Here is a 16,711-nt window from a genome sequence, read left to right as displayed (position 1 = left end):
ACTGTTATAGTAGGGAGACTTATCAATAAACCAAGGGTGAAAACCAAAGGCATGAAATATTTTTACATTGTCACACTGCTTTGAAAACGCCTCGGGTAAGCTGGCTAGGCCTTGGGTGCCGGGTACACAGATGGCCTTAATGCCTGCATCCTGTAGGCTCTGAAAAAACGCTGGCTGAGTACTAAGCTGTGGGTCAATTAAATCGAGGTGACAATGACTATCGATCCACATAAGGCTTACGCTGCAATTAATGCAGTTGCCGTGGGTCGATCAAGGCAAAAGCGGGAATCGCCGCTTGAAACAGCTGTTGATCGTGATTGATAAATTCATAATGGCCTTCCATCATGCCCGCCGAGGTTTCAAGTACTGCACCTGATGAGTAGCTGAAGCTCTGCCCCGGCTGAATCTCAGGTTGTTTGCCAACAACCCCTTCGCCAGCAACCTCTTGCACCTGATTGTTGGCGTCAGTAATTTTCCAATAGCGATTTAATAACTGAATTGCTGCCACTGAGTGATTGGTGATTTCAATCGTATAGGCAAAAACGTAGCGCTTTGACTGTGGTTCAGACTCCTGCTCTAAAAATTGGGTTTGAACACTGATGTCGATGTCGGCTTGAAAACTCATAACAGAATAACTTTTAACATCACTGCATACAGGGGCGGCTGTCAGTGATATGTGAATGATAATAGAGTGATTATACCGCGCTTTGCCATTGGCTGGGGAAATTAATATTGCTGAATCGGCGAAACGATCAATGCTTTTGCATTATGTCGTCGATCAGGTTGCTTAAGAAAACAAAGTTGGCAACTGATAGCTGTTCGGGGCGATCACTGAGTAAAAAACAAGCATGCTCTGACGAGTTGTCCTGTAGGTTCTGCTCAAGACTTGTGAGCTGATCTGCAGCAAGACAATTTTTTAGATTATTGCGCAAGGTTTTGCGTCGCTGGCCAAATGCAATGGCGACAATCTGCTCAAATTGCTGGGTATTGTTGGCCTTGATAATGAAGTCTCTGGGGATTAAGCGCACAATCGCTGACATAACCTTGGGTGGCGGAAAAAAAGCCGCTGCAGGCACATTGAACAGTTTATCAACCTGACAATAATACTGTGTGACCACTGACAAACGCCCGTAAGTTTTTGAGCCAGGTTGAGCAGCTAAGCGATCGACCACTTCTAGCTGCAACATAAAATGCATATCTTGGATACGTTGTTGATAGCTCAATAAATGAAAGATCAAAGGGGTTGAAATATTGTATGGCAGATTGCCGACTACCCGTAAAGCTTGGTCTGACTGCATCAGGCTTGAGAAATTAAACTGTAATGCATCCGCTGCATGTATGTGTAATGCGCGTGTGGCAAATTGAGCAGTGAGTAATTCGACTAAGTCGCGATCAAGTTCCACCACATGCAGCTGCTGTAAACGCTGTAGCAATGGTTCGGTCAGCGCAGCCTGACCTGGGCCTATTTCAACCATCACATCGTCTTTCAGCGGGTGAATCGCATCAACTAAGCGAGTAATGATATTGCCATCGTGCAAAAAGTTTTGCCCAAAGCGCTTGCGGGGCTTATGTGATGTTGCGGCTGACTTGTCTGAGGCGCTCATAATAATCGCTTTATGCTTTGCCTGGCTCGGCGAGCTGGCGTGCATTAGCCATAATGCTTGCTTGCTGACAGGCTGTGATCAAACTGCCAATATCGGCTTTGCCGCTGCCGACTAGGTCGATTGCGGTGCCATGGTCTACTGAGGTTCGGATAATTGGTAAGCCCAAGGTAATATTGGCAGATTGGCCAAAGCCCTGTGATTTCAGCACCGGTAAGCCCTGATCATGGTACATGGCTAAAACTACGTCGGCATTATCAAGATGTTTTGCGGTGAATAAAGTGTCTGCGGGCAAGGGGCCGCTTATTAATAGACCTTCACCACGAAGTTGCTCAAAACAGGGCTCGATAACCTCAATTTCTTCTCGCCCTAGATGGCCATTTTCGCCAGCATGAGGGTTCAAACCGCAGGCGAGAATGCGTGGTTGTTTTATGCCATAAAAATAACGTAAGTCGTGGTCGATAATTTGCACCGTTTGACGCAGAGAGTCTGCCGTAATTGCTGCTGGAACATCTTTTAAAGGCAGATGTGTGGTGGCTAAACAAACCCGAAGCGTCTCATGCGCGAGCATCATCACTACCTTGTTACGTGCAGTTTTTTCAGCGAGGTACTCGGTATGCCCAGTAAACGCCAAGCCAGCTTCGTTGATCACTGATTTTTGCACCGGTGCAGTAACCATGGCGGCAAATTCACCGCGCAGGCAGCCATCAATCGCGGTGTCGAGAATATTCAGTACATAGTTTGCATTACTGGGATGTAGCCGAGATGCATGCGCTAAATGGCAGCCATCAATCGGATATATGATGAGTTCATTGGCCTGATTGGGCAGATTGTCATTGGGATCATAGGGTCGCAATGATATGTTTAAATTTAGCGCTTTTGCGCGTTGCAGCATCAGCTCAGGGTCGGCTAAGGTAATAAAGCGATCTTGTTTGCGGTTTAAGTCTCTTGGATTAGCTGCAAGGTAGGCTTGCGCTGCAAACTGTAAAATAATATCCGCGCCAATCCCTGCTGGTTCGCCAGCACAAAGGGCAATATTTAAGCGCTGTTGTTGCGCCATCAGCGTTTGATCTCGATAAAGGCTTCGCCTTTCATTTCGCTAAGCCAGTTATCCAGTTCGTCTTTAAATTGGCGCTGCGCTAAGATTTGGCGTGCTTGATTGCGCTGCCGTTCGCGCGTGATATCGTGTTGACGTTGATCAAGTTTTTCAACGATATGCCAGCCAAATTCGGTTTTGAAGGGCGCACTGACTTGGCCAATGTTCAAGCCGGCTAGGGTATTGGCAAATTCAGCGGCATAGCGTGAGGGTGAACTCCAGCCTAATTCACCACCCTGTAGTGCAGAGCCAGGATCCTCTGAATATTCTTTGGCCAGCAGAGAAAAGTCCTCACCTTGTTTGATGCGATCCGCCAGTTGCCGGGCTAGTTTCTGGGCTTGTGCATCATTGCGCACGGCAGATGGCGTGATTAAGATATGCCGAGACAGTACTTGATATTCAAGCTGTTGACCGCCAATCTTGCGATTCATTTTCAATAAATGCCAGCCAGCACCACTTTGAACAGGGTCTGAGATGTCACCGTTTTCAAGCTGCAGCGCAAGATCTACAAATAATGACGGTAGCTCATCGAGGCTGCGTTTGCCGAGATTAGCCCCTTCGATTTGGCTGCCCTGAAAGCTTGCCCCTTGGGCATAGCGCGCGAATTGCGGCGGCGATTGCTCAAGCTGTTGCTTAAGTGCTTGCATCGTTTTTTTGGCGGCGGCAATAGTGGCAGCATCACTGTTGCTCGCTAAGGCTAACGTTAAGAAACTGAGATCGTAACTTTCTTCGGTCAGGCGTTGGCCTTCGCTGCTGGCTAAATAATTATCAACTTGCTGCTCGCTGACATTAACTTTGCCGCGTAAGCTACCTTGCTGTACATTTTGAATAATCATGTCTTTGCGGATACGCTCGCGAAAAGCTTGATAGTCTTTACCGTCTGCTTCGAGTTCGTTTTTTAAACCCTCTAAGCTTAAGCCATTGCGCTGTGCAATATCGCTGATTGCTGTAGTTAGCTCTTGATTGGATATGCGTAAGCCGCCCCGCTCAGCCATTTGCATTTGCAGCGATTCGAGGATCAGTTGATTGCTGACTTGTTCTTCTATTTCAGCCTCGCTAGGAAGCTGTCCACGAGTTTGAAGATTTGCTTTGGTTTCTTGTAACCGCGCTTCAAACTGTGCTTCGGTAATGACATCTTTATTAACCACGATTTTAATCGCGTCCAATGTTTGAGTCGCAGCTTCAGTCTTAGAAAGCGGTGCAAGCAAAATAAATATAAATAGCAAATACGGCATTATTGATTAAAACCTTGAATGTTTTCTTCGAGTAAACGGATAACTCGATTGGTGGCGCCAGCGAGCCCGGTTAATTCTACCTCAATATACCAGTTTCGTTTATAGCGACTGTCTTGAAAGGGTTGAACTTTTTGGCCATTTTCGAATTCGCGCCGTTCATTTTCGGCGATAAAGTATAGCTTCCAGCAGCAGTTACTATAGCTGAAACCCGCAAGATCGTTAATCGGTTCATTTTTATTCAGATCATATTCAACCCGGGTGAACGCAGACCAATCACGCAGGGCATCAACGCCGGTAAGGCTGAGCGGCAGGTAGCCTGACAGATTGACAAACTCGTCATCAAAATTAACAAATTCGCGGGGCGTCGATGCGTCGGAGTCGGTATCTTGCAGCTTTGGTAGATTGGCAATTTTCTCTACTTCAAGATTGAGAATCAGATTATTCTCGTTACGGTATTGCCAGGCAATACTGCCGCGAGCCAGCTCGCCATTATCAGGGTCGAGCACTAATTGCAGTTTTGCCGATTGTTGAGGGTTTATCCAATAGCTGCTTTGCAAGGCGATATCAGAATATTCGCGAAAAAATCGCTTATCGATATCCTTGTTTGTAGCTTTTTTGAAGCGTTTAGTATCTTTGTCATCGTCAGGATTAATGGTTAATAAGTTATCGTCAGTAGGTTTCAGTTTTAGGCGACGATCTTGTAAATACCAGGCCTGAGCAATGCCTAAAGACCAAATGCTTTGCCCATTAAGAATATCAAAAATCTCGGTATCAAGCCCCAGGCTTAACTTATTATTATCGCCAATTCGATCGTAGCCGCTGAATCGACTTTCGCGAAACACTTCATTGTAATTAAATTTCCGTTCGCTGGTATCAAGGTCCAGTAAACGGTCTTGATTGTCATAGCTGGCATAGCTGTACTGCAGCTTAGGGCTTAAACTGTGGCTGTAAAGTGCTGCTTCGGTATCAAATTGACGCTCAAAATTCAGCTGGCCGAAAATGCTGCCACCGAATACGCTGACGCTATCACTGCCCTGATAAGGCTCGCCTTCAAAGTCAGTAATAGCTGGGTCATTACTGTCATTGTAATCGTAGAAGTTATACTCAGCTTTCAGCTTGGCCTCTACTTCGTAAGCGAGTTCCGATAGACCATAGCTCACACCAGCTTCAGTATGGCTGCGCAGCGCCTCGGCTTTAGTATCGTGAGCAAATTGACTGAGATATGAGGTGAAGAAGGGATTAAGCCTGTTTGTGGTGCGTGAGTTTACAAAGCTAAGGCTTAGCTCAGGCAGCAGGCTGTAGTCTTCATCTTTGGCTTTGCCGGTGTTGGGGTTTATTTCGAGACTTTTGAAGTCGATAGCTTTTAAACTTGATTGCCAGTTTGTCGAACTAAACGATAGGCTGGCAGTGCGTCTCAATGCTTCTGTATTGTCGATATTCAATGCCGAGCTGTGCCAGTCGCGGAGAAAGTCAACATCTGAAACATCGGTATAATTGATGCTGTGGCGTAAATTGGGTAAGAATTGCCCGCTTTCAATCAGGCTGATGCCCCAACGCTTGCGATCATCATCGTCATACAGGGGGCTGCTGTCGATATCGTCGCCATCAATGCGCTTATCATTGTTGATTTGGCTGCCCGTTAACTGCCATTCGCTGCTGGTATGCTTATAGCGTGCCATCAAAATATTAAGCACACCATGTTTCTCGATGAAATGCGGACTATAGGTCAGGTCATAATGGGGTGCGAGATTCAGATAATAACTTTGTTGATAACTAAAGCCATCGCTGCCGCCGCCAATCAGTGGTAATAAGAAACCCGTTTTGCGTCGATCGTCAATCGGAAACGTCACATAGGGGAAATAAAATACTGGCGTATCTTTGATTAAAAAGCGCATATGCCAAGCTTTGCCCCAGCCACTGACTTGGTCGAGCGTGAGTTCTGATGCGCGAATGGCCCAATCGTTTTGCGTGGGCGGGCATAGACTAAATTCGCTATCGCGCAGCACGGCCTGATTGTCTTGCGCATTATTGATCAGACGCACCTCTGCTGCACTACCGCGGGCGTGAACCGGGTATAGCACAAAACGCGAGTCTATGAAGTTAGCGTCACTTTGCTGAAAAATATCAGCCGATTCTGCCAAAATCAGCGCGTCTTCGCTGCGAAAAATCACATTACCCTGTGCCAAGGCTGAATCAGCGTTAGCATCATATTGGATGCGATCACAGGAGAGCCGAAGATTGTCGCGGTTGAATAAGATATTACCCTCAAGATTCATTAAGCTATCGCTTTGATAAACTAAGCTGTCGCTGAACATTTCGATCGTATCTGTCGGCTGAATAGTGTCAGATTCAGCGCTGCTTGCTTGCAGCGTGAAATCGGCAGGCTGATAGTAGCCATCGCAACTATTGATGCCGTCTTGCGCTACCCAATCGAGCTGTTTTAAAGCGCGCTCCTTGTCCTTTTCAAGCGCTGCTAAAAATTCTGCTTCAGTTAAGGCTGTGGTCTCTATGACCTCCTGCAATGGCGGGCAAAAAGCCGAACGGCTTTGTGTCTGGTTTTCCTTGTTGCTGCTTGCTTGCCCATCCATGGTAAGCGCATCTGTGGCCGTTGTGGTGAATATCGCGACTGTGGCGGCTATGGTGACTAAGTATCGCCTTAGTCTTGCTATGCCGATATGTTTAGTCGCCAGCGGCGCGACCGCCATAAAGGCTTTTGTGCTGGCAGCAGCAATACAGGGAGTCTGATCAGAGGGCGTTGTTTGCATCGACAGTGAAGTTAAACGAAAACCTGATTGTGGTTTAAAAAAATTCTAAGGCCTGCAGAAAATCAATAACATAAAGCAATTTCATAGTGAGAATGTCGAGTAAATGATGTAAATTTACCGCCTGCACGCAAAGTTTAGAAGTGTATCAAATAAAGTATTCATTGACTGCGTTTTTACTGCAAATATGTTCCCCCGTCGCTATGTTTAAACTCACCGAACTTGACCATCAGCTGGAGCAGCCAGGCTTATCCGCCTGGTTATTGTCGGCGCTGACTAAAATTGCTGATGTTCAGGCCGCAAACGTTAGGCTCGAGGCTATGAGTGGTGATGCCAGCTTTAGGCGCTACTATCGTGTTGCTATCGTGCATAATGGTGACGATAAACCGGATATCAAAAGCAGCTATATTTTAGCCATTGCGCCGCCGGCGACGGAAAAAAACCAAGAATTTGTCGCTATCAGTGCGCTGTTAGCAAGCCAGAATATTGCCGCCTCAGAAGTGTTGGCCTTTGATTTAGAGACTGGCTGGCTATTGCAGCACGACGCTGGCGATCAGCTGCTGTCGAATATTGCCCTGTCGCCACAGCATCAGCACTATTATGACCAAGCCTTACAGCAACTGCTGGCGTTTGCTCAAATTCCTCAGGCTGATCTGACTATTTTAGGTCATTATGACGCGGCGGCCTTGCAATGCGAATTAGATATTTTTACCGAATGGTTTGTTGCCGGCTTATTGCAGTTGGAATTAGACCGAGAACAACAAGCACTGCTACAGCGTTTTTTTCAGCGACTGATCGATCGTGCCTGCCAGCAGTCACAGGTGTTTGTTCATCGTGATTACCACTGTCGCAATATTATGCTTGACGGTGATGCGCTAGTAGCGATTGATTTTCAAGATGCTTTAAAAGGCCCAATTACTTATGATGCCGTCTCATTATGGAAAGATTGCTACCTGCGCTTGCCAAAGCCCGAGGTGCTGGCTTACTTAGAACAATTCTATAGGCAATTGCAAAACCAACAGTTGATTGCTGATTCGCTCAGTTTTACAGACTTTCAACAAGATTTTGATTGGATGGGCCTACAGCGCCATATCAAGGTCTTGGGCGTGTTTGCTCGCTTATCGCAGCGGGATGCAAAACACGGGTATTTGCAGGATTTGCCTTTGGTAGTTGATTATATCCGTGATGCCTTGTCAGCATATTCTGATCCTGCTTTGCGCCATTTTGCTGACTGGTTTGAAACCCAGCTTATGCCGCTGATTCGCCAGCAGAGCTGGTGGCGCGATTTGTCGCTAGCTGAGCAGCCTGAGGCTGCGTCATGAAGGCTATGATATTGGCGGCCGGATTAGGTAAGCGAATGTTGCCATTAACAGCAAGCACGCCCAAGCCGCTGCTGCCTATCGCAGGTAAGCCATTACTGTTCTATCACCTTGAATCATTGAGGGCGGCCGGCTTTACAGATGTGGTGATTAATGTCAGCTATCTTGCCGAGCAAATTATCGATGCCGTGGGTGATGGTTCGCAGTTTGATTTGTCGGTGCAGTATTCGAGAGAGTCAAGCCCGTTAGAAACCTGTGGCGGCATATTACAGGCATGGCCATTATTATTTGCGGATAAACCTGAGGAGCCATTGCTGGTTATCAACGGTGATGTGCATGCCAATATTCACTTGGCAAATTTTTTACATCAGGCGATGCAGTCGCTGCTGCATGGCCAATTAGGCTGTTTGCTATTGGTGAAAAATCCGGCGTTTCATCCACAAGGCGATTTTTGTTTGGCTGATGAGCAGCGCAGGCTTTATGCGCTCGACTCGGCCTATTCAAGCTATACTTTTGCTGGCGTAAGCTTATTGCAGCCGCAACTATTTACCTCGTTTAAGGCCGACGCGGGTCGACTGGCCAGCCTATTTCATCAAGCGAATGATATCGGTCGTTTAGATGGTTTGATTCATCAGGGCTATTGGTTTGATGTAGGCACGCCAGAAAGATTGGCTGAGGCGGAAGCCTTTGTGACTGAGTATTCTGCAAGATTTAATAGAAAATAATGGAAAAAATATGCAAACCTTTAAGATAGCCCCGTCGATTTTATCGGCTGATTTTGCGCGCCTTGGCGCAGAGGTCGATGCCGTATTAGAAGCTGGTGCTGATATTGTACATTTTGATGTGATGGATAATCACTATGTGCCTAATTTAACCATCGGTCCAATGGTCTGCAAAGCGCTGAGAGACTATGGCATTGATGCTGAAATCGATGTGCATTTGATGGTGAGTCCGGTTGATGATTTGATTAAGCAATTTGCGGATGCAGGTGCTAGCTATATCACTTTTCACCCTGAGGCGTCCATGCATGTGGATCGATCGCTGCAGCTGATAAAAAGCTTAGGCTGTAAGGCGGGCTTAGTATTTAACCCAGCTAGCAGTCTGGATGCCTTAGAGTATGTGATGGATAAGCTAGATATGATTTTATTGATGTCAGTTAATCCAGGCTTTGGTGGCCAAAGTTTTATTCCTGCCACCTTGCAAAAGTTAAAACAGGCAAGGGCGATGATTGATCAATCAGGCTTCGATATTCGTTTAGAAATTGATGGTGGGGTAAAAGTTGAGAATATCGCAGACATTGCCCGCGCCGGGGCTGATACATTTGTTGCTGGCTCAGCCATATTTAATCAGCCTGATTATCGTCAAGTTATCGATTCTATGCGCCGAGAGCTTGCGACAGTAAAAGGTGAATAAGCCTTAATAATCTGAGTATGCAAGAATTGAGAGGCGAATAAGAAAATCGGTGTTTACCCAATTATCGTCTGTATTTGCTGGCAAATTACCAAGGGCTATTTTGTTCGACCTAGATGGCACCTTGGTTGACAGCGTACCCGACTTAACGCAGGCGATGAATTTGGCGATCGCTGAGTCGAATATGCAACAGCCTTTCTGTGTTAGTGCATCCTTGCTTAAACTTTGGGTCGGTAATGGTGCTGAGCGCTTAGTGCAACGCGCACATCGATATTTAGCTACCGTGCTTGATCCTAACGCGATGCCCAGTTGCGAGCTGCTGCACCGTCGATTTTTATACCATTACGGGCATTTATCAACGGCGCAAAAGCAATCATGTCTCTATGATGGGGTTGAGCAGGTGTTAGGCAAGCTGACGCAGGCCGGTATCGCATTGGCGGTAGTAACCAATAAGCCAGCGCAGTTTACCCCAGCACTGCTCAGCGATCTTGGCATCGCTAAGTATTTTGACGTCGTGGTTGCTGGTGATAGCTTGCCGGTTAAAAAGCCTGACCCACAACCTTTACTGCATGCGCTTGATTGTTTGCGTAACAAGGGTCATGCGGTGCAGATTGAAAGCGCGCTGATGGTCGGCGATTCAAAGAACGATATCTTAGCCGCGAAGGCGGCTAATATGGCGTCAGCAAGTGTCAGTTACGGCTACAACCATGGGGAGTCGATCACAGAATACAACGCCACGCTGAAGCTGTCAGCACTGACTGAATTACTTCTCTAGGCTTATGACTAGCTAGGCTAAAGCTCTTAAACCAATGGCCCTGTACCAATGGTCCTGTACCAACGGCCCTGTACTAATGATCCTGTGCCAATGATCCAGCGCGAAGCCAAGCCAATAACTAGAACCTGTACTTTAAGTCCTATGCTGCAAGAGCTGCTCAATCGGCGCTGAGCAATAAGTGTTAGGAAATATGTGCTAGCAATTTGCTGCAGTCAATAAGCGTCTAATAAGCGTCGCACGAGCTTCATTGTGGCGCCATATGCGCCAAAATAATTACTCGGTCGCTCAACTATTCGATCACTTAACTATTCAATCGCCCAACTACTCAATCACTTTATCAAAAGTATATTGAATTAAATAAGGTACCAAATAGATGAAGTGACAGACGTTGTGGTCACAGCAATAATGCCTAACTGAATCACCAGGTCACCGCTTTCACTGGCGAAAAATTGTTTGAATTGTGATTTAAAATCTTTCATTGGTTTACTCCTCAATAAATCGAGTGTCTGTTTGCAAACTTAGATCCATTAAATGTATCAAGTTGCCATTAACTGTGGTTAAACCCAATGAACCAGCGAGCGCTGTTATAATTATTCTGATCTCAGCTGGGTTCATGTGGCGCTTTAGTAAGTGGCGCATGACATTCCCCTAGCGTTTAAAACGATCACCTGCCTTTATTGACAGTTGCATTCATCATTACGTTTTTTTTTAGAAAAATCGCTCTAAATTGATATTTTTCTGTAAAAGTTTCTGAATTTTAATAAAAAGTGCGATGATCTTGGCACTTTTGCCCGGTTTTATGGCGAATTACACTGAAACATATCTTGCTTGATGCAAATTTTGCTTTCACGCATCGCTGCGGAGCCGCAAATGATTTTAGCTGTATTAATAGCTAGATGGCGCAGTATTCACTGTCTTTGCTTTAGTTTTGTAAATAAATTTCGTAAACTAGCAGGCTGTTTAGATATAGGCTGATGCAACACCAATAGGTGCTCAGTAATCAGCATTTGGGCTTAATATCATATCGGCTTAGGGTGTCAGTATGTTGTTATCTTTTAGGTGTGATCAATCCTTGCATGGGCATAGCCGCTGTGCTGCTTGGCGATGGCATGGCTAAACCCCTGTCTCGCAGTTAACGCGTCGTTAAACACCTAAACTTTTTGTAAACAGCCCAGGAAAATCAGTGAACACAAGCAACCCTAGTCCTGCCCAGCCCATTGATGAAGCTAGTTATCAACAGCTTTGCGATCAAGGCTTTAATCTTATTCCTATTACGCGCCAATTAATGGCAGACGTCGATACGCCTGTGTCGGTGTATGCAAAATTAGCTCATAAACCTTACAGCTATTTATTCGAGTCAGTGCAGGGTGGTGAGAAATGGGCGCGATACTCAATGATTGGTTTGGCCTGCGAGAAAGTCATTAAAATTCGGGCCAAGCAGGTAAGCATTGAGCAACAGGGTACATTACTGGAACAGTTTGAGGTGGCCGATCCATTGCAGTTTGTCGATCAATATCGCGCAAGCTACAAGGTTGCTGAATTTGATCAGCTGCCCAGCTTTCAGGGTGGCTTAGTGGGGTATTTTGCCTATGATACCGTGCGATATGTAGAAACTCGTCTGCAAGCATCGGTGCCGAGGGATGAATTAGACTGCCCGGATATCGTGTTGATGCATTCAACCGAAGTGGTGGTGTTTGATAATCTTGCAGGTACTTTGACCTTGGTGGTGATGGCTAATAGTCAAGAGCCCGATGCATACGCGCGCGCTTTGCGCCGACTGGATGAGTTGTCAGAAGAATTGCGTCATTCGCCTGTGCAGCTTGATACTATTCACCTCAGTGTTGATCACGATAGCTCGGATGAGCAAGATTTTCGCTCCGGCTTTCAACAGCAAGATTTCCAGCAGGCTGTAGAAACCATCAAGCAGTATGTGCTTGATGGGGATGTGATGCAGGTAGTAATTGCACAACGGCTGAGCATTGCATTTGAGCATGATCCGCTCAGTTTGTATCGCGCGTTGCGCAGCTTAAATCCATCGCCGTATATGTATTTATTAAATTTAGACGATATGCATATTGTTGGCTCGTCGCCTGAGGTTTTAGCACGCAGTGAATCTGGCACAGTGTCCGTTAGGCCAATTGCCGGCACCCGCAAACGCGGTAAAACGCCTGCGCAAGACTTGGCGATGGAGCAAGAATTGCTGGCCGACCCTAAGGAGATTGCCGAGCATTTAATGCTGATTGATTTAGGCCGAAATGATGTTGGCAGAATTGCGCAAACCGGCACGGTTGCGGTAACCGATCAAATGGTCATTGAGCGATATTCGCATGTCATGCACATTGTATCGAATGTCGAGGCACAGCTTGCTGATCAGCTATCGGCTATTGATGTGTTAAAAGCTACGCTGCCGGCAGGCACTCTCAGCGGTGCGCCAAAGGTGCGCGCGATGGAGATTATTGACGAGCTTGAGCCGGTCAAACGCGGTGTCTATGGTGGCGCAGTTGGCTACCTATCATGGCAGGGTAATTTAGATACCGCGATCGCGATTCGCACCGCAGTGATCAAAGACAAGCAGCTGCATGTTCAAGCTGGCGCTGGCGTTGTCGCAGATTCGGTACCTGAGTTAGAGTGGAAAGAAACCATGAATAAAGCGCGCGCGATATTCAAAGCTGTGGCGATGGTTCAACAGCACGATAATCATGATGGTGAGGTTTAGTCATTATGTTGGTGATGATTGATAACTACGACTCGTTTACCTATAACATTGTGCAGTATCTGGCTGAACTTGATGCTGACGTGAAGGTGTTTCGTAATGATCAAATTACGGTCGCTGAGATTGCCGCGCTTCAGCCTGATCACTTGGTGATTTCTCCTGGGCCCTGCACGCCAAATGAGGCTGGTATTTCCTTGGAGGCTATTCAATATTTTGCCGGGAAGTTACCCATTTTAGGCATTTGCTTGGGGCATCAATCGATCGGTCAAGCTTTTGGTGGTCAAATTGTGCGCGCAAAACAAGTGATGCACGGAAAGTTGTCGCCGATTGTTCACTCGGCCGAAGGTGTGTTTACCGGTTTGCCTAGTCCCTATCAGGCTACTCGCTACCATTCGCTTGTTATCGCGCAAGACAGCTTACCGGACTGCTTAGAAATTACCGCGTGGACAGAAAACGCCGATGGTAGTATCGATGAAATCATGGGCGTGAGGCACAAACAATTTGACATTGAAGGTGTGCAATACCACCCTGAGTCGATACTCAGCGAGCATGGCCATGCACTGTTAAAAAACTTTTTAGATAAGACATCATGATTCAGTCAGCAATAGACCAATTGATAGCGAAACAAGACCTGTCGCAGCAGCAAATGACAGCCTGTATGCAGCAAATAATGACCGGTAACGCCAGTGACGCGCAAATCGCCGGCTTTTTGGTGGCTTTGCGCATGAAAGGCGAGACTGTCGAAGAGATTACGGCGGCGGCAAAAGTGATGCGCGAGCTTTCAGCGCGGGTTGACTTGCCTAGTCAGCAGCCAACCTTAGATACCTGTGGCACTGGTGGTGATGGCGCCAGCATTTTTAATGTATCTACAGCCGTCAGCTTTATTGCTGCAGCCGCCGGGGCAAAAGTTGCCAAGCACGGTAATCGTTCCATTACTTCATCATCCGGCAGTGCCGATGTGCTTGAGGCGGCTGGGGTGAATTTGGATCTCTCACCGCAGCAAGTGGCGCGCGCGGTCGACGAAGTAGGTGTTGGCTTTATGTTTGCTGTTAAGCATCATAGCGCCATGAAATATGCGATTGGCCCTCGAAAAGAGTTAGCAGTGCGCACAATTTTTAATATTTTAGGGCCTTTAACCAACCCAGCTGCGGCTAAATTTCAGGTATTGGGCGTGTATGACCGTGCTTGGTTACGACCCCTTGCGCAAGTGTTGCAAAACCTAGGCAGTGAGCATGTCTTGGTTGTGCATGCTGCCGATGGTTTGGATGAGCTGTCGATTGCAGGTGAAAGCTATGTTGCTGAGCTAAGGGCGGGTGAAATTCATGAATACACCATTGAGCCTCAGCAGTTTGGTTTGCCTAAAGCATCTTTATCTGAGCTAGTGGTGAATAGCAGTGCCGAGAGTCTGGCAATGATTAAAGCCGCTTTCTCTGGCGAGCATAGTGCGGCGGCCGATATGCTCGCCTTGAATGCAGGTGCGGCAATATATGCTGCAGATATTGTCAACTCGCTCGCGGCAGGCGTGGTTATGGCCCAAGATATCATGGCTTCAGGTCAAGCATTAGAAAAAATGCAGGAGTTTATCCAGTTTACGCAGTGGGTTGAGCAAGTATGAGTGATGCGCCAACCGTATTGAAAAAAATTCTGGCACGTAAACAGCAAGAAATTGCTGAGCGTTCAGCGCAGCTGTCTATAAGCCAGCTGCAAGCTAAAATTGCCAAGCTTGATCAAAGCTATCAACCTAGGGGCTTTGTTCGCGGACTGTCTAACAAGCTTGCGCAGCAGCAAAGCGCAGTGATTGCTGAGGTGAAAAAAGCTTCACCAAGCAAGGGGATTATCCGTGCTGACTTTGATCCGGTTGCCATTGCTATGAGCTATCAACGAGCAGGCGCTGCTTGTGTCTCAGTTTTAACCGATGCTGACTTTTTTCAGGGTCATGAAGACTATTTGCTTGCCGCTAGAGCGGCAATCGAGCTACCCGTTATTCGCAAAGATTTCCTGATTGATGATTACCAAATTTATGAATCGCGTGCCTTGGGTGCAGACTGCGTATTGTTGATTGTGGCGGCTTTCTTACAACAGCCCGAGCGGCTTTATCAGCTGTATCAGCTTGCGCAAGATTTAGGTATGGATGTATTGGTCGAAGTGCATGATCAGGCTGAACTTGAGATTGCCTTGAAGCTAGATCTTGCATTGCTTGGGATTAATAATCGCAATCTGCATACTTTCGAGACCAGTTTAGATAACACCTTATCGCTGTTGCCAATGATTGATGAGAATATCATTGTGGTGACCGAGAGCGGTATTCATCAGCCTAGCGATGTTAGTTTAATGCGTGATCATAAGGTTAATAGCTTCCTGGTCGGTGAGGCATTTATGCGCCAAACTGATCCTGGTGCGGCACTACAGGAGTTGTTTTATGCCAATGTTTAAAACTGCGTGGCGAATCCTAAACCAGTTATCAAAGGAGTTTTTGATGTTCAACTTGTATTCAACTCGGCGCAGCCTAAGCCAAGTATTATTAGCTTTATCGCTGTTCATCTTTGCATCGCTCGCATCGGCTAATCCATTGTCGCCACATCAACGCATTGCCGATACTACCGATGCCTTGATCAAGGCTATTGAAGAAGCTAAGACCTATTTTGATAATGATCCCGAGCGGTTTTACAGCGAAATTGACTCGATTATCGGTCCTTTGCTCGATTTTAATGCGTTTTCTCGGTCGGTAATGGGGCCATACGGTAAGCGCGAATATTATTTGTCGCTGAGTCCTGAGCAGCGTCAGCAATTTAAGCTAGACTATCAGCGATTTGTGACAACCTTTCGGCAAGGCCTGGTAACAACCTATGCCAAAGGCTTGTTGGTTTTTAACGGTCAAACGATCAGCGTTGTGCCGCCCTCGGCGGCCGATCAACAAGCGATTGCTGATAAACAGCCGGTGATTGTGACGCAAACTATTCAGGCTGATAATGAGCGTTATACACTCAGCTATCGCATGGCTGCGAATAAGCAAGGTGAATGGAAATTACGTAACTTGGTGATTGGTTCTATTAATGTAGGTCAGCTTTATCAAAATCAGTTTGTGGCCGCCATGCAAAAGCATCAGCAAAATTTTGCTGCGGTGATTGATAATTGGATTATTGAAACAAAACCTACCGATTTTAAACAGCAGGCAACGAATAACAGCACTGCTAACAGTACTTCTGCACAAGGCAGCGAACAGTAATTATGATTGAACAAGTAATTGAAGAGTTAAAAGCCAGTTTTCAAGACGCCCATGTTGATATTCAATCAGACGGTTCGCATTTTAATGTTTTGGTCGTCAGTGATGACTTTGTTGGCGTTCGGCCTGTAAAAAAACAGCAAATGGTATATGCGGTATTGAACCCTCATATTGCTAGCGGTGCTATGCATGCAGTCAATATGCGCCTCTTAACTCAGTCTGAATGGTCTGAATCACAATCTTAATAAGGTATTAGCTAAGCATGGATAAACTCATTATTCAGGGCGGTACTCAGCTCAGCGGTGAGATTCGTATTTCGGGCGCAAAAAATTCTGCGCTGCCCATTCTTGCGGCAACCATTCTTTGTAAAGAGCCGGTAAAAATCTCTAATCTGCCGCATCTTCACGATATAACAACGATGATAGAGTTGTTAGTAGCAATGGGTATCGATGTGATTATAGATGAAAAACTGGGTATCGAAGCGCATGCTGCCAGTATTTCATCATACACTGCGCCTTACGAGTTAGTGAAAACTATGCGCGCTTCAATTTTAGTGTTAGGCCCGTTGTTGACCCAT

17 protein-coding genes are annotated in these 16,711 nt (G+C 46.4%); 11 read left to right on the top strand and 6 right to left on the bottom strand.

Annotation, left to right across the window (positions count from 1 at the left end; all coding sequences use genetic code 11):
• From HRU21_09620 to lptD, 6 genes are all read right to left on the bottom strand, one after another.
• Nucleotides 1–231 (bottom strand): TatD family hydrolase (locus HRU21_09620; protein ID NRA42547.1); only part of this gene is annotated, 231 nt, incomplete at its 3' end.
• A gap of 16 nt (nt 232–247) precedes the next feature.
• Nucleotides 248–625, bottom strand: coding sequence for a Co2+/Mg2+ efflux protein ApaG (gene apaG / locus HRU21_09615; protein ID NRA42546.1), 378 nt, complete (start codon nt 623–625; stop codon nt 248–250).
• Nucleotides 626–752: 127 nt separating this feature from the next.
• Nucleotides 753–1,604, bottom strand: coding sequence for a 16S rRNA (adenine(1518)-N(6)/adenine(1519)-N(6))-dimethyltransferase RsmA (gene rsmA, locus HRU21_09610; GenBank protein NRA42545.1), 852 nt, complete (start codon nt 1,602–1,604; stop codon nt 753–755).
• A gap of 10 nt (nt 1,605–1,614) precedes the next feature.
• On the bottom strand, nt 1,615–2,661 hold the full coding sequence (gene pdxA, locus HRU21_09605) for a 4-hydroxythreonine-4-phosphate dehydrogenase PdxA (GenBank protein NRA42544.1): 1,047 nt from the start codon (nt 2,659–2,661) through the stop codon (nt 1,615–1,617).
• Nucleotides 2,661–3,932: a peptidylprolyl isomerase gene (locus tag HRU21_09600; protein ID NRA42543.1), complete on the bottom strand. Its 1,272-nt coding sequence runs from the start codon at nt 3,930–3,932 to the stop codon at nt 2,661–2,663. Before HRU21_09600 ends, pdxA begins: the two co-directional genes overlap by 1 nt.
• Nucleotides 3,932–6,697, bottom strand: coding sequence for an LPS assembly protein LptD (gene lptD / locus HRU21_09595; GenBank protein NRA42542.1), 2,766 nt, complete (start codon nt 6,695–6,697; stop codon nt 3,932–3,934). Before lptD ends, HRU21_09600 begins: the two co-directional genes overlap by 1 nt.
• Before the next feature lie 200 nt (nt 6,698–6,897).
• Between lptD and HRU21_09590 the strand changes: the two genes are divergently transcribed.
• From HRU21_09590 to HRU21_09540, 11 genes are all read left to right on the top strand, one after another.
• Nucleotides 6,898–8,016, top strand: coding sequence for a phosphotransferase (locus HRU21_09590; protein NRA42541.1), 1,119 nt, complete (start codon nt 6,898–6,900; stop codon nt 8,014–8,016).
• Nucleotides 8,013–8,738: a nucleotidyltransferase family protein gene (locus HRU21_09585; protein ID NRA42540.1), complete on the top strand. Its 726-nt coding sequence runs from the start codon at nt 8,013–8,015 to the stop codon at nt 8,736–8,738. The genes HRU21_09590 and HRU21_09585 overlap by 4 nt, the downstream gene beginning before the upstream one ends.
• Before the next feature lie 10 nt (nt 8,739–8,748).
• Nucleotides 8,749–9,426 carry a ribulose-phosphate 3-epimerase gene (gene rpe / locus HRU21_09580; protein ID NRA42539.1) on the top strand — a complete coding sequence of 226 codons (678 nt, stop codon included), beginning with the start codon at nt 8,749–8,751 and terminating at the stop codon, nt 9,424–9,426.
• Between the two features lie 97 nt (nt 9,427–9,523).
• Nucleotides 9,524–10,198: a phosphoglycolate phosphatase gene (gph, locus tag HRU21_09575; GenBank protein NRA42538.1), complete on the top strand. Its 675-nt coding sequence runs from the start codon at nt 9,524–9,526 to the stop codon at nt 10,196–10,198.
• Between the two features lie 1,216 nt (nt 10,199–11,414).
• A complete protein-coding gene (locus HRU21_09570; GenBank protein NRA42537.1) occupies nt 11,415–12,914 on the top strand; it encodes an anthranilate synthase component I in 1,500 nt (499 codons plus the stop codon).
• A 5-nt stretch (nt 12,915–12,919) separates the two neighbouring features.
• Nucleotides 12,920–13,504: an aminodeoxychorismate/anthranilate synthase component II gene (locus HRU21_09565; protein NRA42536.1), complete on the top strand. Its 585-nt coding sequence runs from the start codon at nt 12,920–12,922 to the stop codon at nt 13,502–13,504.
• Nucleotides 13,498–14,526 (top strand): anthranilate phosphoribosyltransferase, encoded by a 1,029-nt coding sequence (gene trpD, locus HRU21_09560; protein ID NRA42535.1) that lies wholly within the window; start codon nt 13,498–13,500, stop codon nt 14,524–14,526. Before HRU21_09565 ends, trpD begins: the two co-directional genes overlap by 7 nt.
• Nucleotides 14,523–15,344: an indole-3-glycerol phosphate synthase TrpC gene (gene trpC, locus HRU21_09555; protein ID NRA42534.1), complete on the top strand. Its 822-nt coding sequence runs from the start codon at nt 14,523–14,525 to the stop codon at nt 15,342–15,344. The genes trpD and trpC overlap by 4 nt, the downstream gene beginning before the upstream one ends.
• Nucleotides 15,345–15,387: 43 nt before the next feature.
• Complete coding sequence (locus tag HRU21_09550) at nt 15,388–16,137, top strand: ABC transporter substrate-binding protein (GenBank protein ID NRA42533.1); 750 nt, start codon at nt 15,388–15,390, stop codon at nt 16,135–16,137.
• Complete coding sequence (locus HRU21_09545) at nt 16,137–16,379, top strand: BolA/IbaG family iron-sulfur metabolism protein (GenBank protein ID NRA42532.1); 243 nt, start codon at nt 16,137–16,139, stop codon at nt 16,377–16,379. Before HRU21_09550 ends, HRU21_09545 begins: the two co-directional genes overlap by 1 nt.
• 17 nt (nt 16,380–16,396) lie before the next feature.
• Nucleotides 16,397–16,711 (top strand): UDP-N-acetylglucosamine 1-carboxyvinyltransferase (locus HRU21_09540; protein NRA42531.1); only part of this gene is annotated, 315 nt, incomplete at its 3' end.

Source organism: Pseudomonadales bacterium (assembly GCA_013215025.1).
Lineage (GTDB): Bacteria > Pseudomonadota > Gammaproteobacteria > Pseudomonadales > DT-91 > DT-91.
The sequence above is the reverse complement of the archived record's forward strand: the minus strand, read 5'-3'. Positions and strand labels throughout refer to the sequence as shown.

Coding starts and splice junctions, on each gene's coding strand:
- apaG (NRA42546.1), bottom strand. CDS start 625: ATGAGTTTTCAAGCCGACATCGACATCAGTGTTCAAACCCAATTTTTA.
- rsmA (NRA42545.1), bottom strand. CDS start 1,604: ATGAGCGCCTCAGACAAGTCAGCCGCAACATCACATAAGCCCCGCAAG.
- pdxA (NRA42544.1), bottom strand. CDS start 2,661: ATGGCGCAACAACAGCGCTTAAATATTGCCCTTTGTGCTGGCGAACCA.
- HRU21_09600 (NRA42543.1), bottom strand. CDS start 3,932: ATGCCGTATTTGCTATTTATATTTATTTTGCTTGCACCGCTTTCTAAG.
- lptD (NRA42542.1), bottom strand. CDS start 6,697: ATGCAAACAACGCCCTCTGATCAGACTCCCTGTATTGCTGCTGCCAGC.
- HRU21_09590 (NRA42541.1), top strand. CDS start 6,898: ATGTTTAAACTCACCGAACTTGACCATCAGCTGGAGCAGCCAGGCTTA.
- HRU21_09585 (NRA42540.1), top strand. CDS start 8,013: ATGAAGGCTATGATATTGGCGGCCGGATTAGGTAAGCGAATGTTGCCA.
- rpe (NRA42539.1), top strand. CDS start 8,749: ATGCAAACCTTTAAGATAGCCCCGTCGATTTTATCGGCTGATTTTGCG.
- HRU21_09565 (NRA42536.1), top strand. CDS start 12,920: ATGTTGGTGATGATTGATAACTACGACTCGTTTACCTATAACATTGTG.
- trpC (NRA42534.1), top strand. CDS start 14,523: ATGAGTGATGCGCCAACCGTATTGAAAAAAATTCTGGCACGTAAACAG.
- HRU21_09550 (NRA42533.1), top strand. CDS start 15,388: ATGTTCAACTTGTATTCAACTCGGCGCAGCCTAAGCCAAGTATTATTA.